Here is a 15,399-nt window from a genome sequence, read left to right on the forward strand (position 1 = left end):
GAAACGGCGGCGTTCGAGAGCCGGCCTCCACCCGGAGGCCGGCTCTCGCCGAGAAGAGGACAGCGTTGAAAAGCGGACTTGAAGCCAGCGGTGACGCGGTGCTGCTGGGCGATGTTGTCTACACCAAACTCGTCGACAGGATCTTCACTGGAGAACTCCAGCCCGGAGCCCAGTTGAGCGTGCCCGCGTTGGCCGGTGAACTGGACGTCAGCCGCAGCCCCGTCCGCGACGCGGTGCAACGGCTGATCGCCGAAGGTCTGGCGGTGCACGTTCCGAACGCGGGCGCGCGTGTGGCGTTCGTGGACGAGGAGACCATCGCGCAGGTCATGACCGTGCGCAGGCTCCTGGACGAGCACGCCGCGCGGGAGGCGACCGAACGGGCCACCGAGGCGGACGTCGCCCACCTGCGCGCGCTGATCGGCCACCAGGCGAGCCAGCTGGAGGACGAGCCGCACCCCCTGATCGACGCGCGGAACGACCTGGAGTTCCACACCGCGATCCGCGATCTCGCCCGCAACCCCACCCTGAGCGAAGCGCTGCACCGGCTCGACACGAAAGCCCACCTTTTCAACTCCGGGCTCTGGGCGGACCAGCGCAACCGGCGGATCGCCTTGGACGAACACCGGCGCATCGTCGCCGCGATCGAGATCGGGGACGCCGACGAAGCGGCCCGCGCGGCTGCCGCCCACGTCTCGTCCATTCTCATCCGAATGCGCCGTCGAGTTCGCGCAGAAGGGTGACCTAACGGCGGTCCGCCGACGGCGAGGGCGCGCCGACCTCCCGTCCGGCGGGGCCGCCCGCCGGGCGGATTTTTGTCACCCAGGTGCCTTGTGGGGCGCGTCGGCAGGCCGTTAGCGTCCAGGTTCCGCCGCTGACGTGAAGTCAATTCGCTTCCCCGCCCCCCAGGGAGCCCTCCCATGCTTCGCCGTCCCCTTCCCGTGGCCGTGCTCGCGGCCCTCACGCTCGGTCTCGCGAGCACGTCCGCGACCGCGCAGGCCCCGAGCCCGACGCCGGCCGCGTCCGCGCCGTCGGGCCTGGACTCGCTGCAACTGCCGAATTTCGACCGGCTCGACCCGTCCCCGAACCCGGTGAAACTGACCGAGGCGCCCCGCGACCTCAACGTCACCTACAGCTACAACGGCCAGAACCACACGCTGCAGGACTTCCTGAACCGGAACGCGCAGGGCCTCGTCGTCCTGGACGGCGACAAAATCGTGAAGGAATGGTACGCGGCCGGATACGACAAGGACTCGCTGTTCCAGTCCTGGTCGATGGCCAAGTCCTACACGTCCGTGGCGATCGGCATCGCGGTCGGCGAGGGCAAGATCCAGTCGATCGACGACACCGTCGGGAAGTACATTCCCGAACTGGCCAAGACCGCCTACGGCGACATCACGATCCGGAACCTGCTGCGGATGGCGTCCGGCATCGAATGGACGGAGGCCATCGACGACATCCCGATGCACGTCCTCGTCAGCCTCGGCCTCACCACCACCCTCGACTGGGCCAAGGGACGCAAGAAGGCCGTGCCGCAGGGCACCCAGTTCAATTACACGAGCATGAACACCGCCGTCCTCGCGCTCATCCTCGCCCGCGCGACCGGCACGCCGTACTACAAGTACGTCCAGCAGAAGCTGTGGAACCCGGCCGGAATGGCGTCCACGGCGTTCATCGGCAACGACTCGCACGGCAACTCGCTCGGCTACTGCTGCTACTACGCCCGGGACCGCGACTTCGCCCGCTTCGGCAAGCTCATGCTGGACGACGGCAAGGTCGACGGCCGCCAGGTCGTCCCGCACGACTGGGTGGCGCTGTCGACGGCCCCGGCGGGCAACGTCCCCCAGTACGGCCTGAGCTGGTGGATCGACGGGCCCGACGCCTTCTACGCGTCCGGGCTCGGCGGCCAGAACATCTACGTCGACCGCAGGAACCACGTCGTGATCGTGAAGAGCACGCTGCTCACGATCGACGAGGCCGAGGACATCCCCGCCTACCGGGCCATCGCCGCGGAGGTCGCCCGTACCCGCTGACGTCGTGTTTTTCCCCGTCGGCCCGCCGGGTAGGGCGCGTGGACCAGAGGCGAAGGAGACCCACATGGTCCGCAAGAAGATGGAGGGCAACGAGGAGCAGCGGCGCAAGGACGGCCGCGCCGCCCGGGCGGCGGGCTCCACGCCGAGCGCCCGGAGCGCCACGACCGGCTCGTCCAAGCAGACGCACTCGCTGCCCGAGCACGCGCCGCACCACCATGCCGAGCGGCTGGAGGACGTCCACCGGGGTAAAAACCCGGACATGTCCCCCAAGCCCCGGCCGGGGTACGGCGTGTCCGCGTCCAAGCGGCACCGGGGCTGAGAGGGAATCGGGGTATCGCCATGCAGCACGACAAACTGATCGGACAGGTGCAGGCCCGTGCCCGGCTCGCCAGCCGGGGCGAGGCGGAGACCGCGTGCCGCGCCACGCTGGAGACGCTGGGCGAGCGCGTGCCCGAGGGCGTCGCCGACCATCTGGCCGCGCAGCTCCCCCGGGAGATCGGGGAGAACCTGCGCCGCACCGAGGTGTTCGGCGGCGCCGGGACGGGCGAGCGCTTCGACCGCCACGACTTCGTGGAACGCGTCGCCCAGCGCGCCCATGTGGACGAGCCCCGCGCCGCCTACCTGGCGCGCGTCGTCTTCGAGACGGTCGGCGAGGCCACCCAGGGCGGCGTGATGGACAAGGTCGCCGCTTCGGTGCCCGACGACATCCGTCAGTTGATCACCGCGGGCAGCACCGGCTGACCCGTCTGCCGCGCAGGCCCCGGTCGGTTGGCGACCGGGGCTTTCGCGCTGGTCAGAGCAAGTCCAGCCAGAGCCGGGGCGCGCCGCCGGAGCGCACCCGGCGCAGGAACGTGACGACCCCGGACGTGCCGGTGGACCACTCCGCGCCGCCGGGCAGCACCGGGGCGTCCGGGGTGCCCCCGGCGCGGGCGAGGACGAGGTCGGCGACGCGGTCGGCCTGCCGCCGGTGCTCCTCGTCCCCGGTCGCCGTCCACAGGTCGAGGAACAGTTCGCCGACGCCCGCGAGGCCGCAGCACTGCGACACCGTCGGCAGGTTCGGGGCCAGGTGCTCGCAGGCGGCTGCCGCCGCGCGGGCGGCGTCGAGGTAGGCGGGTTCGCCGAGGTCGGTTCCCACGCGGACGAGGACGGCGCCGATGCCCGCCAGTCCCTGGCAGAACGACGCGTCGGCCAGGTCGGGGACGCGTGCGGCGAGGTCGTCGCAGCCCTTGCGGACGGCGGGTTCGGCCGTCCCGGCCGCCAGGAGGCACCGGACGATCCCCGCCAGACCGTGCGCGTAGCCGAGGTTGTCCGGGCGCGGCGTCCTCGCCAGCCGCTCGGCGCACCGGACGGCGAGGTCGCGCCGCGACGGGTCCTTCGTGATCTCCCAGAGGAACGACTGGCCGAGGCCGACGCCCGCGAGCCCGTCGTGCTGGCCGTCGCCCGGGTGCGTTCCGTCCGGACGGCCGAGACCGTCGGCGAGCGCGAGCAGTGCGTCGTCGCCGAGCACCTTCCCGGTCGCCGCGACGAACACCGCCGTCCCGGTGTCGCCGGTGTACAGGCCGGGCCTGCGGTCGCGCAGCGCGAGGAACCCGGCGCTCCAATAGGCCAGGTCACGGGCCAGATCGGCGGTCTCGGCGCGGTCGTCGTGCTGCAGCAGCTCCATGCCGATGCCGGCCGCGCCCCGGTGGACGTTGACCGGGCCCGGGACGCGCCCGGCGCCGAACCGGCCCGCCATCAGGCGGCGCGCGTGCCGGGCCGCCGCCGCGAGGCCGTGCTCGATCGCCGCGTCCAGGCGCCGCGCCCGCTCGCCCGCGTGCAGGACGGGCGCGGGCGCGGTGGTGAACCGGCCCGCGCGGAGCTGGGCCGCCGCCGCGCGCCGGTCGGCCGGGTCGGGGCTGAGCAGGCCGAGGATCGTGCCGCCCATGCCGCCGCGTCCGTCCAGGACCTCCGCCGCGCGGGACGTGTCGTGGTTGTGCGGATCGTCCGGGATCCAGGTGGGCGGCACTCCCGTCACGGCGTAGAACAGGGTGGCGCCCAGGGAGTAGTAATCGCACTCGGGGGTCGGTTCTTCGGCGTGTTCCTGGGCCGGGGAGCTGTAGCCGCGCGTCCACGCCGCGAACGGCGGGTCGTCGGCGCAGCTGATCTCGAAGTCGACCAGCGCGGGGGCCCGTGTCGCGTCGAGGACGACGTTGGCGGGGTGGACGTCGCGCGCGATGACGCCCCGGCCGTGGATCGCGTCGAGCAGCGCCAGCAGGCGGACGGCGAGTTCGTGCAGGTCACGGCCGTCGACCGGGTCCGCCGCCGTGTAGCGGGCGCCCGCCGCGACGTCGGCCGCGAGCGTCCGGCCGCCGAGGTCGGTGACGACCAGGTACTCGCGCTCGTCGTGGCGGAAGTGGTCCAGGACGCGCGGGACGCCCTCGACGTCGCGCAGCAGTTCCAGCACGTAGCGCTCGTTGCGCAGGCGCGCGCGGGCGTCGCGGCCTTGTTCGTCCTCGTCGATGTGGGGGCGCGCCTCCTTGACGATCGCGGTGGTCTCGCGGGCGAGGTCGAACGTCCGGTAGACGCGGCCCTTGGGGCTGCGGGTGAGGGCGCGTTCGACGCGGTACCGGCCGCCGAGCACGATCTCTTCGCCTTTGGGCGCGCGCGGCTGCGGAACGCCGGTGAACGGGTCGGGGGTCGGTTGCCAGGTTCCGTCGGCTGTATGGGTCATGCCGGACGGATCGGTCACCACTGGGACGTAGTCGCCGTCCTCGGCCGGCGCGTAGGCGGTGCGGAACGGGGCGAAGCGGTAGTAGACGGGCGCATCCGGGTGGACGCGGCGGGCGGCGGTCACCTGCGGGGCGGTGAGGCCGGCGAGAGCTTCCGCGAGACCGCGGGCCAGCGCGACGACGTCCGGGCGCGCCGCGCAGACCGTCAGGGCCGTGCCGATCGCGTCCGGACGGCCGGTTGACGAGTTGAGGTTCAGGAGCGTCCGGCCGTCCCGGACGAGCGTGAAACGGCACGGCGTGTCGAGCAGCGCGGGAAGCGCACGCCTGACCGTCTCGGCCAGAGTCCCGGGACGCGCGGACACGTAGATCTTCCAACCCTGCGCGGGGAGCCGGAACGCCGGGTCGTCCACCTCGATCCGCGCGCCCCGCACGGCGACGGACCGGCCCGCGCGCGCCGTCCGCTCGGCGAGCAGGGCGCGCAGGTCGTCCTCGTCGGGGAGAGCTTCGGTGCGCACGGCCGCCCCCGCCTACGCCGCGCCGCAGCGACAGATCGCGCAGCCGGCGGACGGGAACTCCGGCGTCTCGTCCGGGACGTCGGCGAGCGCGTCGAAGGCGAGCGGCCCGGCGTCGCGGGGTTCGAGCAGAGCGATCACGATCGTCCTCCCGGGAATGTCGGTGGGTGGCCGTACGATCGCCGAAGGTAACCGTCCCGCTCCGGAGGGAAGCGGCGAACCCACAAAGATCACGGGTAAAAGAACGAGGTGAGGCCGGACGCGAAGCACCACTCCAGACCCCACCGCACGACCGGGCGACTGGGGCACTCACGGGTACCACGCAACGCCACGACCAGGTGACCGGGGCACTCGCGCGCTCAGCCCGACACAACGACCAGGCGCCCGGGCGGTCGTGGGATCAGCGTGACGCCATGGATCCGTCGACCGGCGGGGGCGGTCATCGCGTGGTCGCGGCCCCAGGCGGAGAGCGGGGCCAGTGCGGTGTTCAGGGCGACGCCCGCCGGCGTCAGCGAGTACTCGACGCGCGGTGGCACCTCGTCGTGCACCTCGCGGCGGACGATGCCGTCGTTCTCCAGTTCCCGCAGGTGGGACGCGAGCACCTTCTCCGTCACGCCGGGGACGAGGCGGCGCAGCTCGCCGAAGCGGCGCGTCCCGTCGTGGAGCGCCCAGAGGATGAGCACCTTCCACTTGCCGCCGATCACGGTCATCGCCGCGTCGATCCCGCAGACATGGGCGCCGGGTCTCGCCGCCATGCGCACCGCCTCCCACCTCGTCGCTCACCCCGGGGTGCGCACGCACCTCGAAGTGCGTACTTGAGCGCTCCCGGGGCGGTCCCGCACGCTCACCATCATGACCGACATCCGTCCCTCCCTCACCCTTCTCGGACTCGGCGCGATGGGGACCGCGCTCGCCCGCGCCTGGCTCGCCGCCGGCCACCCGCTGACGGTGTGGAACCGCACGCCCGCCCGCGCCGAACCGCTCGCCGCCGCGGGCGCCGTCGTCGCGCCGTCCGCCGCCGCGGCCGTCGCGGCGAACCGGCTGGTCGTGGTGTGCCTGCTGGACGACGCGTCCGTCGGCGCGGCGCTGTCCGGCGCCGACCTGGCCGGCCGCGACGTCGTCAACCTGACCACGAGCACGCCCGCCCAGGCCCGCGCCCGCGCCGCGTGGGCCGCCGAGCGCGGCGCGCGGTTCCTGGACGGCGGGATCATGGCCGTCCCGCCGATGATCGGCGTGCCCGGCTCCGGCGCGTACGTCTTCTACAGCGGGCCGGAGGACGCGTTCGCGGCGCACCGGGACGTGCTGGCCGTCCCGGCGGGCACGACGTACGTCGGGGACGACCCGGGCTTCGCCGCGCTCCACGACGTCGCACTTCTGAGCGGTATGTACGGAATGTTCGCCGGGGTGGCGCACGCGTTCGCGCTGATCCGCCGGGAGAAGATCGCGGCGCGGTCGTTCGCGCCCCTGCTCAGCGGGTGGCTGACGGCGATGACCGCGTCCGTCACCAAGGCCGCCGAGCAGCTCGACGTCGGCGACTACACGCTCGACGTGGTCTCGAACCTCGCGATGCAGACGGCGGGCGTCCCGACCCTGCTGAGCACGGCCGAGGAGCAGGGCGTGAGCCCGGAACTCATCACGCCGTACCTGAAGCTGATGGAACGCCGTCTGGCGGACGGCCACGGCGACGAGGACACGACCGGCGTCATCGACCTCCTGCTCCGCTGACGCGCGAGCGCGGCCGGTCCCCCGGCCGCGCTTTTCCGGCCGACGTTAATGTCTTTTTCGGCTGATCCTGGTGCGAAAAAGGAGCACGGCGAACCTCCGGAATTTCTGGATGATCTCCGCGCCGACCGTATTCTGGACCCGTCAGCTCCCCGCCAACGGACGACGTCGCGCTACGGGGGACAGGTGGCCGGAAAGATCGACGTGACCGGCGGCCGGGAGTCGGACGATGCGCCCCGCACGCACCAGATCAAAGCGTCGGGCAACGTCATCGCGCTCATCGGCGATTACGGCCGCCAGGTCGTCAGGCTCGTCATCAAAGTGCCGAAGCTCGTGTGGGCGCTGGTCGTGATCCTGTTGACCGCCGTCCTCGTCGTCGGCGGCGGCTGGCTCTACTTCGGCTGGTTCAAGCCCGCGTTCGCGCCCAATTACCGGACGCAGTTCCTCATCGACAGTTCGGCGGCCACGGAACCGGGCGGGCTCGCGGCCGTCGCCGCGTCCCTACGAACGACGGTCGAGAACTCCGGCGACAAGGACGCCCTGTCGCTGCGCAGTTTCGGCGGCGAATGCGGGACGTCCGGCAACACGACCCGGCTCGTGGACTTCGGCGTCGGCAATCAGAACAAGATCAACGCCGCCGCCGCGCGACTGCGGCCCGGCACCCGGCCGACGCTCGTGCGCGGAATCGTCCAGGCCGTCGAGGACTTCTCCCAGCCGCTCGCGCAGAAGGCCCGCCAGGTCAATCGCATCATCGTCGTGACGCGGCACGGGACGGACGCCTGCGACAGCGACCTCGCCTATGTCAAGCAGGAGATCCAGGAGCGGGTGAGCGCGGCCGGGCTTTCCCTCGACTTCCGGATCGTCGGCTACCAGGTGCCGAAAGCCCAGCGTCAGACCTTGGACGAGATCTCCACGGCCGCGAAAGCGCCCGCTCCCCGCTACGTGCAGAACGCGGCCGAACTGAACAACGCGCTGAACTGGTTCGCGAACGTCGAACCCGTCCTGCGGGGCGCGGGGCAGATGGTCGGCATCCTCAATCCGACCGTGAAGCAGGTGAACGACGCCGCCGCCGCGATCGTCGACGGACGTCTCGACGTCGCCGAGAACACCCTCGACCGTGCGAAGAAGGCGCTCGGCGCGACCGACGCGCAGTTCCGCGACCTGCGCGACCGAGCCAAGGGCGCGCGCTTCCAGGACGTCTACACGCGGGCCGGGCGGCTGCGCGACCAGCAGCGGCAGGTCGTCGCGGCGGCCACGGCCCTGCTCAGGGCCGCGCAGGACAAACGGCCGCTCGATCCGCTGCTCGGCGCCTTGAAGCAGGCCGCCGACACCTACAACGCCGAGGTGAACGCGATGAACCGGGTCCTGCGGGAGCTGCGCGCCGACCTGACGAGGAAGCCGTGACGACGGCGGGATCCGCCCGGTGGCGCATCGCGGCGGCGGTCGTCGCGGTGGTCGCGCTCGTCATCGGCATCGCGGTGTTCCTCATTCTGCGTTCTGTTCCGGACTACCGGACCGCCTTTCTCGTGGACACGTCGACGCCTCGGTCCGGCGGCTCTTTCGGCCCGGTCGCCGACGCCGTCGGTTCGGCGGCGCAGAACGCCGGTGACGACGACGCCCTCTCCCTGCGCCGCTTCGGCGGGACGTGCGGCGATCCGAAGAACACCGCTGAACTCGTCGGATCCGGGCGCAAGAACGGGCAGAAGGTCGGCACGGCGGCGCACGCGCTCACCGCGTCCGGCCGCAGCACGCTGGAAAGCGGGGTCCTCGCCGCGATCGGCGACTTCTCCGGCCGCTATCCGTTCCGCGGGCACCGGCTCAACCGGATCGTCGTGGTGACGTCGCACGGCGCCGACGCGTGCGCGTCCGACCAAGCCGCCGTCCAGAAAAGGATCCGGGAGAAGGCCGCGAAGTCCGGCGTCAAGCTCGATTTCCGCTTCGTCGGCTACAAGGTCCCGGCCAAGGAGCGGCAGCCGCTCACCGCGCTGGCGTCCGCCGGCGGCGCGCCCCGGCCGCAGTTCACCCGCACGCCCACGGAACTCACCGCGACGCTGAAGAAGCTCACGGTCCCGGAGTCGCCGGAAGGCAAGCCCATCACGGTCCCGGCGACGCGTTCCCCCACGACCACGCCGGCCCCGCTCGCGGACGGAAAGCACACCGTGTACATCCGCCGGGTGGACGCGAAGGCTCGCACGCTCACCGTCGACCCGTTCGACGAACTCTGGGGCGAGGCCGCCAGAAAGGCGAAAATCGCCGACGGCCTCAGATCGGACCTGTCCAACGACTACTACGACCGGAATCCCGACAAGAAGACGGTGACCGTCCATGTCGCGCCCGGCGCCGGAATAGGCGTCAACCAGATCCTCGGCGATGCCGGCATCGGCGGATCTCCCGAGAAGGTCGTGACGGTGTCACTGTCGCGGCTGAGTTCTCTCGTCGCCGGCCAGGACTTCCCCGACTCCTACAGCTTCGAGCTCACGATGACGAACGGCCAGGTCGCAAAACTGCGCGAACTCTGGCACCCCTAGAACGGAGATCACATGGACCCCGTGACGATCATCGTCGCCGCCCTGACGGCCGGCGCGACCGCCGGGCTCAAGGACACCGCCGCGAGCGCCGTCACCGACTCCTACGCCCGGCTGAAGGACCTCGTCGGCGCCCGGCTGTCGGGCGGGCGGACGGGCGAGGTCGCGCTCGCCGAACACGAGTCCGACCCCGACACCTGGTCGGCGCCGCTCGCCAAGGCCCTCCTGGAGAGCGGAGCGGACGCCGACCCGGCCGTCCTGGAGGCCGCCCGGCACCTGCTGGCCCTCGTCGGCGAGGACGCGGCGCCGGGCGCCAAGTACAACGTGGACGTGTCCCGCGCCCGCGTCGTCTACGTCGGTGATCATGGCTACCAGGACATCCGGCTGCCGACCGACGAGCCGTGAGCACGGACGGGCGTCGCGCGCCATCCGGGCAGCCCCCCGAAAGTCAGAAACCGGGCCGAAGAACTTTAAACGGATCCGGCCGTCCCGTCTCGTCCGCGCCGGGCGCGACCGGTTCGCCGAACTCGCCACGGCGAGCCGCCTGACCTGCGTAAACTCGGGGTGCATCGGGACGGGCACCACCGTGTACCGCACGCTCCGAGCGATGGAATGTGTGAATGGTCACACATTCCGGCTGCGGTGATCTGTACTGAATCAGTAGCCTTCGATCATGGCGAATGTGCGGAATCGGGTCGGTTCGTGGGTGGCGCGGCGGTACGTGGCCAGGGTGCGGAGGAAGGGCTTCGACCTGGCGACGATCCGCTTCCTCCCCGACTCGACGCTGACCCCGCTGCGTCGGCACGGCCTGGATCCCGTCCCCGAACTGGACCGGCTGCGGCAAACCTCACCGATCAGCAAGGTTCCGCTGCCGGTGAGCTTCGACGTGTGGCTCGTGACGGGGTACGAGGAGGCCAAGAGCGTCCTCGCCGCGCCGACCGCGTTCAGCAACGAGATCACGAACCTCGCCGGCCGGCTCGACATCCCCGAGGGCTGGACGCCCGGCGGCCTCGGCTTCTCCGACCCGCCCGTCCACACGCACCGGCGCAAGATGCTGACGCCCGAGTTCACCATGCGCCGGCTGAGCCGCCTGACCCCGCGCATCACCGCGATCGTGGAGCAGCAGCTCGACGAGATGGCCGAAGCCGCCGCGGACGGCCGTCCGGTCGACCTCATGGAGCACTTCGCGCTGCCCATCCCGATGCTGATGATCTGCGAGCTGCTCGGCGTCCGCGAAGGTGACCGCGCCGACTTCCAGCGGCTCGCCAGCGCCCGTTTCGACCTGTTCGCCGGCGCCTACGCGTCGACCGCGGCGATCTCGGAGTCGATGGCGTTCCTCATGGACATCGTCCGCAAGCAGCGCGACGACCCGGGCGACGGCCTGATCGGCGGCCTGATCCGCCAGCACGGCGACGCGATCGACGACGTCGAACTGGCCGGCCTCTGCGACGGCGTGCTCACCGGCGGCCTGGAGACCACGGCGAGCATGCTCGCGCTCGGCTCGATCATGCTGCTGCGCGACCGCGACCACTTCACCCGGATCCGGGACGACGAGTCCGCGATTGGACCGTTCGTGGAAGAGATGCTGCGCCACCTCAGCGTCGTCCAGCTCGCCTTCCCGCGCTTCGCCCGCGAGGACGTCGAGATCGCCGGCACCAAGATCGCCCGCGGCGACGTCGTCCTCGTCTCCCTCTCCGGCGCCAACCGCGACCCCAAGATCTCCGGCTGCCCGCACGCGGACATGAACACCTTCGACCCGTCGCGCGAAACCTCCTCCCACCTGGCGTTCGGCTGGGGAATGCACCGCTGCATCGGCGCCGAACTGGCCAAAATGGAACTGCGCGCCGCATTCTCCGCCCTGGTCCGCCGCTACCCCGACCTCCACCTGGCCGTGCCGGAACGAGAACTCAGCTACCGGAAACTGTCGATCGTCTACGGAGTCGACTCAGTCCCCGTCTACCTCCACTGACGGGCCCCGGCCGAACCGATCGGACAATAGCGTTTCATCGGCCCGCGGGGCTGCCGCGCTACCCACGGCATCTTCCGGACGATCCACATCGTTCTTTGCGGGCTAGCCAATTTCAAAGGTGAGAATCTGCGCTGTCCGGCAACGGCCAATCGACCGGGATCCGAACCACGCTATTCCCATCACAAGCGTCCGTCCTCGCAGCTAGCATCGGCCTTCTCCATGGATTCGGCCAACCCCGGCGAGGACGATCATGACGTCGAACAACAATGACCAGCGCCTTCTCGATCGCATCCTGGAAGACAAGCGTTCCCGCCTCGCGCCGAACCAAAAGCTCGACAGCTTCTTCAACTATTTCTCGGCGAGCATCGCCCTCCAGGAGCTCGACCTGGACGTCGATGAACTGCGGGACGGCATCGTCGACGGGGCCCACGACTGCGGCATCGACGGCATCTGGGTCCTCGTCGACGACCGCTACGTCTCGGCGGACATCGACCGGCACACGACGCTACGCGCCAAGAAGATCGAACTCGTCATCCTCCAGGCGAAAACGTCCGCCGGCTACCAGGAGACGGCGTTCGAGAAGCTTCACTTCCACCTGCCGATCCTCCTCGACATGGACCGGAACGTCGCCGAGCTGGCGCAATCGACGAACGCGAAGCTCCTCGAACGGACCGGACGGTTTCTCCACGTCCTGGAGGCTCTGGCGTCGTCTTTCCCGGACGTTTCCATCCGCGTCGTTTACGCGACCCGGTCAGCCGAACAGCCGCATCCGAATGTGCAGGCGAAGGGCAACCGACTCAAGTGGGAACTGGAGAAGGTGTCGTCCGGGACAAAGTGCGAGATCGAATACCTCGGCGCCCGCGAACTGCGCGAGATGTCCGGCCGCGGCGTGGTCGTCGTCTCGGAACTGACCTTCGTGGACACACCGATGAGCACGTCGCTCGGCGAAGGCTATGTGTGCCTGTCCCGCCTTGACGAATATTACCGGTTCATCACCTCACCGAACTTCGCACTTCGTCTCGAACTCTTCGAGTCCAACGTTCGCGACTATGCCGGTCGCACCGCGGTCAATACCGCCATCGGAACGACTCTTCGATCCAGCTACCGGGACGACTTCTGGTGGTTCAATAACGGCGTGACGATCGTCGCTGAAGAGGTACGCATCGCAGGCAAGAAGATCGTCATGAAGGATCCACAAATTGTGAACGGGCTCCAGACGAGCCACGAAGTCTACAACTACTTCCAGGAGTCCGGCCAGGACCACGATCGCTCCATCCTCGTACGGATCCTGGTACCGCCCACTTCGGGCCGGTCACGCGACAGCATCATCCGGGCCACGAACAGCCAGACCGAACTCCCGCCCGGTGCACTTCGCGCGACCGAGCAGATCCAGAAGGACCTGGAGGAGTCCCTCCAACGCGATGGCTACTACTACGAACGGCGCGCGAACTACTACAAGAATCTCGGATTCCCTCTCGACCAAGTCGTCAGCATGTCACGGCTGGCGCGTGAATTCACAGCCTTCGTCCTCGGCGAACCGCACGCGGCCCTCAGTTCATCCGATGATGACCTGCTCGACGACTCGCACTACTACAAGGTCTTCTCGACTGACCACGACTTGGACTTGTACCGCCTGGTCCTTGACATCCACTTCCGTATCGGCGAATTCCTAGCAACTTACGCAGAGGACAATCCGCTGCTCGGCGACACAGCCGAGAACTGGCGCTACCACCTCGCCTACCTCGCGTCCTTCACGCTGACCCGGCTCCGCCGGCCGAACGAACGCGACCTGATGAACATCAACTTGGAGCATCTGTCGGACGCGCTCCTCGAAGAGATGACGAAACTACTCGATAAAGAGTACAAGGCCTCCCTGCGCGGGAGCAGGACCGAGGGAATCGACAGAATCGCCCGCAATCCCATCTTCACTAACAAGATCCGCCAGGCCGCTGTCTCGACACGCCGCTTCAACATCGTGCGCTGACCCTCCCAACGAGCAGACAGCGCAAGGCCTGCCTTCACGATCCACAGGCGGTGAGCTCCATGCCGGCACGCGGACAGCCACACTCGATCGTCGTGCCCAGGTAAGCCGGCGGACGCTGCCGTCCTATAGACGAACCCCGAGGTAGCAAGCTCGCCGGTGGTTGCAACGCCACTCGGGAACGACAAGCCTGGCTGGCGTGGACACAAGTAGCGACGTGGACCCGTACATTCGGTATGTGGCAGACATTCAGCGCACGACCGACACGCCGCTCACGCCCGGAACGATCACGACACGGGCGGAGATGATGGAGCGGTTCGGGGGCGGCCCGCAAGGCGGGATCGTCCCGTCCGCGACCACACCAAACGTGTTGATCTACTCCGATCCCGCGTCCGGTGAGCAGTCGGGGTACTTCGACGGCTGGTTGGCCGAGGAAGACGAATCCGGCGGTCGCATCTTCGAGTACACCGGGCATGGCGAAGAAGACCAGACTTTCGAGGGAACAAAGGGCAGCGGCAACCGAGCGATCTTGCATCACGTGAATGACAAACGAGCCCTGCTTGTCTTCAAGGCTGCCGGAAAGGCCCGAGACTACCCGCATCTAGGAGTAGCGCGTACGTCCGGCACCAAAGCCCAGCGCTACGTCGGCAAGTTCCAGTTGGATCCCAAGCAGCCGTACGTCGTGCGCCAGGCACCGAACCGACATAACGTCATGCGGCGGGTCATCGTCTTTCGAATGCGCCCGGTGGAAGACCTCCCGCTCAACGCAGCCGACGTGATTCCGCCTGCAGACACGACGAAGTCGATACCGGTCCCAGCGAGCGTCACGACCAGCGCGATGGTGGAGCCGGAGACCAACAACCATACTTCTAGCGCCCGGTCCGCGGTCCCAAAGACTAAAGCTGAGCGGCGTGAAGCCAAGCTGACCGCCGCTTTCCAGAGCTTCCTGGAAAAACAGCAACACGACGTCAAGCGCTTTCAGATCAAGGTTAAAGGGCTGAGTTCGACACTGCTGACTGACTTGTACGATGTCACGGCGCACGTGCTGTTCGAGGCCAAGGGCACCAGTTCACGCAAGGACATCCGTATGGCGGTTGGCCAGCTCATGGACTACCGCCGGCACGTCCACCCCATAGATCCCAAGCTGGCGGTCCTGCTCCCCGACGAGCCACACGAGGATCTTCGCGACCTACTGGAGTCAGTGGGAATCGCCCTCGTATACCGAGATGGCGACCGCTTCATTGGGTGGCCAATTGTCGATTAACCCGACCGACCACATCCTCGTGGACAGCGCGCGGGGAGCCCCTCCACGCATTCGCACGTTCGCTTGATGAAGGCGTACAACGAGTGGGGCCACAAGGCCAACCGGGCTTGTCGGTCGGGCGTCACATATTCGCCCCTCGCCGTTCGTCGACTTCGGGAGCCACCGTGTACCAGCCACCAGCGCCACCAGGACGTCCACCAGCCCGAGTCGTGCCGATGCGGGTCGCGGCCATCGTAGGGGCGGGGATCGGGTTGCTGGGGTTGTTGTTCGGCTGTGGCGCGGGGGTTGGGATCGGTGCGGCAGGTGATCCGTCTCCCACGGTGACGGTGCGGGAGACAGTGACGGCGAAGGGGAAGGCGAAAGTTCGGGTCGGTCCTACGGTGACCGTTCGCGTGACCAAGACCGTCAAGGCCAAGCGCCGTCCGGCACCGCCCGTCGCTGCGCCGCAGCCGCGGACGGATCCGCATTTCGGCACGTGCGGCGAGGCGAATGACGCCGGGTACGGGCCGTACCGTCAGGGCGTCGATCCCGAGTACGACTGGTACACCGATCGAGACCATGACGGAGTCGTCTGCGAACGGTAACGGGCGAAGCGCTGCCGCCCGCTCCGGCGGGCGGCAGCGCTTCTCTGCGGCGTGGAATGGGTGGGCGAATGAAAGAACCCGCCTGCCGGGTTTGTCCGGTCAGG

15 protein-coding genes are annotated in these 15,399 nt (G+C 69.2%); 12 read left to right on the plus strand and 3 right to left on the minus strand.

The features are described 5' to 3' along the window. Positions 1-98: 98 nt before the first annotated feature. The 4 genes from GQ466_RS10815 (at position 99) to GQ466_RS10830 (ending at position 2,771) form a co-directional block, all read left to right on the plus strand. Positions 99-740, plus strand: a complete 642-nt coding sequence (locus GQ466_RS10815) for an FCD domain-containing protein (RefSeq protein WP_161102747.1) — start codon at positions 99-101, stop codon at positions 738-740. 177 nt (positions 741-917) lie between these two features. After that, on the plus strand, positions 918-2,030 hold the full coding sequence (locus tag GQ466_RS10820; RefSeq protein ID WP_161102748.1) for a serine hydrolase domain-containing protein: 1,113 nt from the start codon (positions 918-920) through the stop codon (positions 2,028-2,030). 64 nt (positions 2,031-2,094) lie between these two features. Beyond that, positions 2,095-2,349, plus strand: a complete 255-nt coding sequence (locus tag GQ466_RS10825) for a hypothetical protein (RefSeq protein ID WP_161102749.1) — start codon at positions 2,095-2,097, stop codon at positions 2,347-2,349. Between the two features lie 20 nt (positions 2,350-2,369). Continuing rightward, the gene (locus GQ466_RS10830; protein WP_161102750.1) at positions 2,370-2,771 is read left to right on the plus strand and encodes a DUF2267 domain-containing protein; all 402 of its coding nucleotides are present in this window, start codon (positions 2,370-2,372) and stop codon (positions 2,769-2,771) included. A gap of 52 nt (positions 2,772-2,823) precedes the next feature. Here GQ466_RS10830 and GQ466_RS10835 read toward each other — a convergent pair whose 3' ends face one another. The 3 genes from GQ466_RS10835 to GQ466_RS10840 form a co-directional block, all read right to left on the minus strand. Continuing rightward, on the minus strand, positions 2,824-5,253 hold the full coding sequence (locus GQ466_RS10835) for a class III lanthionine synthetase LanKC N-terminal domain-containing protein (protein WP_161102751.1): 2,430 nt from the start codon (positions 5,251-5,253) through the stop codon (positions 2,824-2,826). Between the two features lie 12 nt (positions 5,254-5,265). After that, positions 5,266-5,391, minus strand: coding sequence for a hypothetical protein (locus GQ466_RS32275; RefSeq protein ID WP_272918049.1), 126 nt, complete (start codon positions 5,389-5,391; stop codon positions 5,266-5,268). A 218-nt stretch (positions 5,392-5,609) separates the two neighbouring features. Continuing rightward, positions 5,610-6,005, minus strand: a complete 396-nt coding sequence (locus GQ466_RS10840; RefSeq protein WP_161102752.1) for a winged helix-turn-helix transcriptional regulator — start codon at positions 6,003-6,005, stop codon at positions 5,610-5,612. A gap of 97 nt (positions 6,006-6,102) precedes the next feature. Between GQ466_RS10840 and GQ466_RS10845 the strand changes: the two genes are divergently transcribed. The 8 genes from GQ466_RS10845 (at position 6,103) to GQ466_RS32705 (ending at position 15,295) form a co-directional block, all read left to right on the plus strand. Next, the gene (locus GQ466_RS10845) at positions 6,103-6,975 is read left to right on the plus strand and encodes an NAD(P)-dependent oxidoreductase (protein WP_161102753.1); all 873 of its coding nucleotides are present in this window, start codon (positions 6,103-6,105) and stop codon (positions 6,973-6,975) included. A 183-nt stretch (positions 6,976-7,158) separates the two neighbouring features. Beyond that, on the plus strand, positions 7,159-8,376 hold the full coding sequence (locus GQ466_RS10850) for a vWA domain-containing protein (protein ID WP_161102754.1): 1,218 nt from the start codon (positions 7,159-7,161) through the stop codon (positions 8,374-8,376). Beyond that, complete coding sequence (locus tag GQ466_RS10855) at positions 8,373-9,500, plus strand: hypothetical protein (protein ID WP_161102755.1); 1,128 nt, start codon at positions 8,373-8,375, stop codon at positions 9,498-9,500. The genes GQ466_RS10850 and GQ466_RS10855 overlap by 4 nt, the downstream gene beginning before the upstream one ends. Before the next feature lie 12 nt (positions 9,501-9,512). After that, a complete protein-coding gene (locus tag GQ466_RS10860; RefSeq protein WP_161102756.1) occupies positions 9,513-9,902 on the plus strand; it encodes a hypothetical protein in 390 nt (129 codons plus the stop codon). Positions 9,903-10,170: 268 nt separating this feature from the next. Continuing rightward, entirely contained in the window at positions 10,171-11,466 is a 1,296-nt protein-coding gene (locus tag GQ466_RS10865) for a cytochrome P450 (protein WP_161102757.1), read from the plus strand. Positions 11,467-11,716: 250 nt separating this feature from the next. Then, a complete protein-coding gene (locus tag GQ466_RS10870; protein ID WP_161102758.1) occupies positions 11,717-13,450 on the plus strand; it encodes an AIPR family protein in 1,734 nt (577 codons plus the stop codon). A gap of 235 nt (positions 13,451-13,685) precedes the next feature. Continuing rightward, positions 13,686-14,711 carry an SRA domain-containing endonuclease gene (locus tag GQ466_RS10875; RefSeq protein WP_161102759.1) on the plus strand — a complete coding sequence of 342 codons (1,026 nt, stop codon included), beginning with the start codon at positions 13,686-13,688 and terminating at the stop codon, positions 14,709-14,711. Positions 14,712-15,103: 392 nt separating this feature from the next. After that, positions 15,104-15,295, plus strand: coding sequence for an excalibur calcium-binding domain-containing protein (locus GQ466_RS32705; RefSeq protein WP_202420374.1), 192 nt, complete (start codon positions 15,104-15,106; stop codon positions 15,293-15,295). The last annotated feature ends 104 nt before the right edge of the window (positions 15,296-15,399 follow it).

The sequence above is a fragment of the Actinomadura rayongensis genome, from assembly GCF_009831215.1.
Taxonomy (GTDB): Bacteria; Actinomycetota; Actinomycetes; order Streptosporangiales; family Streptosporangiaceae; genus Spirillospora; species Spirillospora rayongensis.

What these genes read in the sequence shown, in the direction of transcription:
- GQ466_RS10830 (WP_161102750.1), top strand. Translation starts at nt 2,370, where the DNA reads ATGCAGCACGACAAACTGATCGGACAGGTGCAGGCCCGTGCCCGGCTC.
- GQ466_RS10840 (WP_161102752.1), bottom strand. Translation starts at nt 6,005, where the DNA reads ATGGCGGCGAGACCCGGCGCCCATGTCTGCGGGATCGACGCGGCGATG.
- GQ466_RS10825 (WP_161102749.1), top strand. Translation starts at nt 2,095, where the DNA reads ATGGTCCGCAAGAAGATGGAGGGCAACGAGGAGCAGCGGCGCAAGGAC.
- GQ466_RS10860 (WP_161102756.1), top strand. Translation starts at nt 9,513, where the DNA reads ATGGACCCCGTGACGATCATCGTCGCCGCCCTGACGGCCGGCGCGACC.
- GQ466_RS10845 (WP_161102753.1), top strand. Translation starts at nt 6,103, where the DNA reads ATGACCGACATCCGTCCCTCCCTCACCCTTCTCGGACTCGGCGCGATG.
- GQ466_RS10820 (WP_161102748.1), top strand. Translation starts at nt 918, where the DNA reads ATGCTTCGCCGTCCCCTTCCCGTGGCCGTGCTCGCGGCCCTCACGCTC.
- GQ466_RS10870 (WP_161102758.1), top strand. Translation starts at nt 11,717, where the DNA reads ATGACGTCGAACAACAATGACCAGCGCCTTCTCGATCGCATCCTGGAA.
- GQ466_RS10865 (WP_161102757.1), top strand. Translation starts at nt 10,171, where the DNA reads ATGGCGAATGTGCGGAATCGGGTCGGTTCGTGGGTGGCGCGGCGGTAC.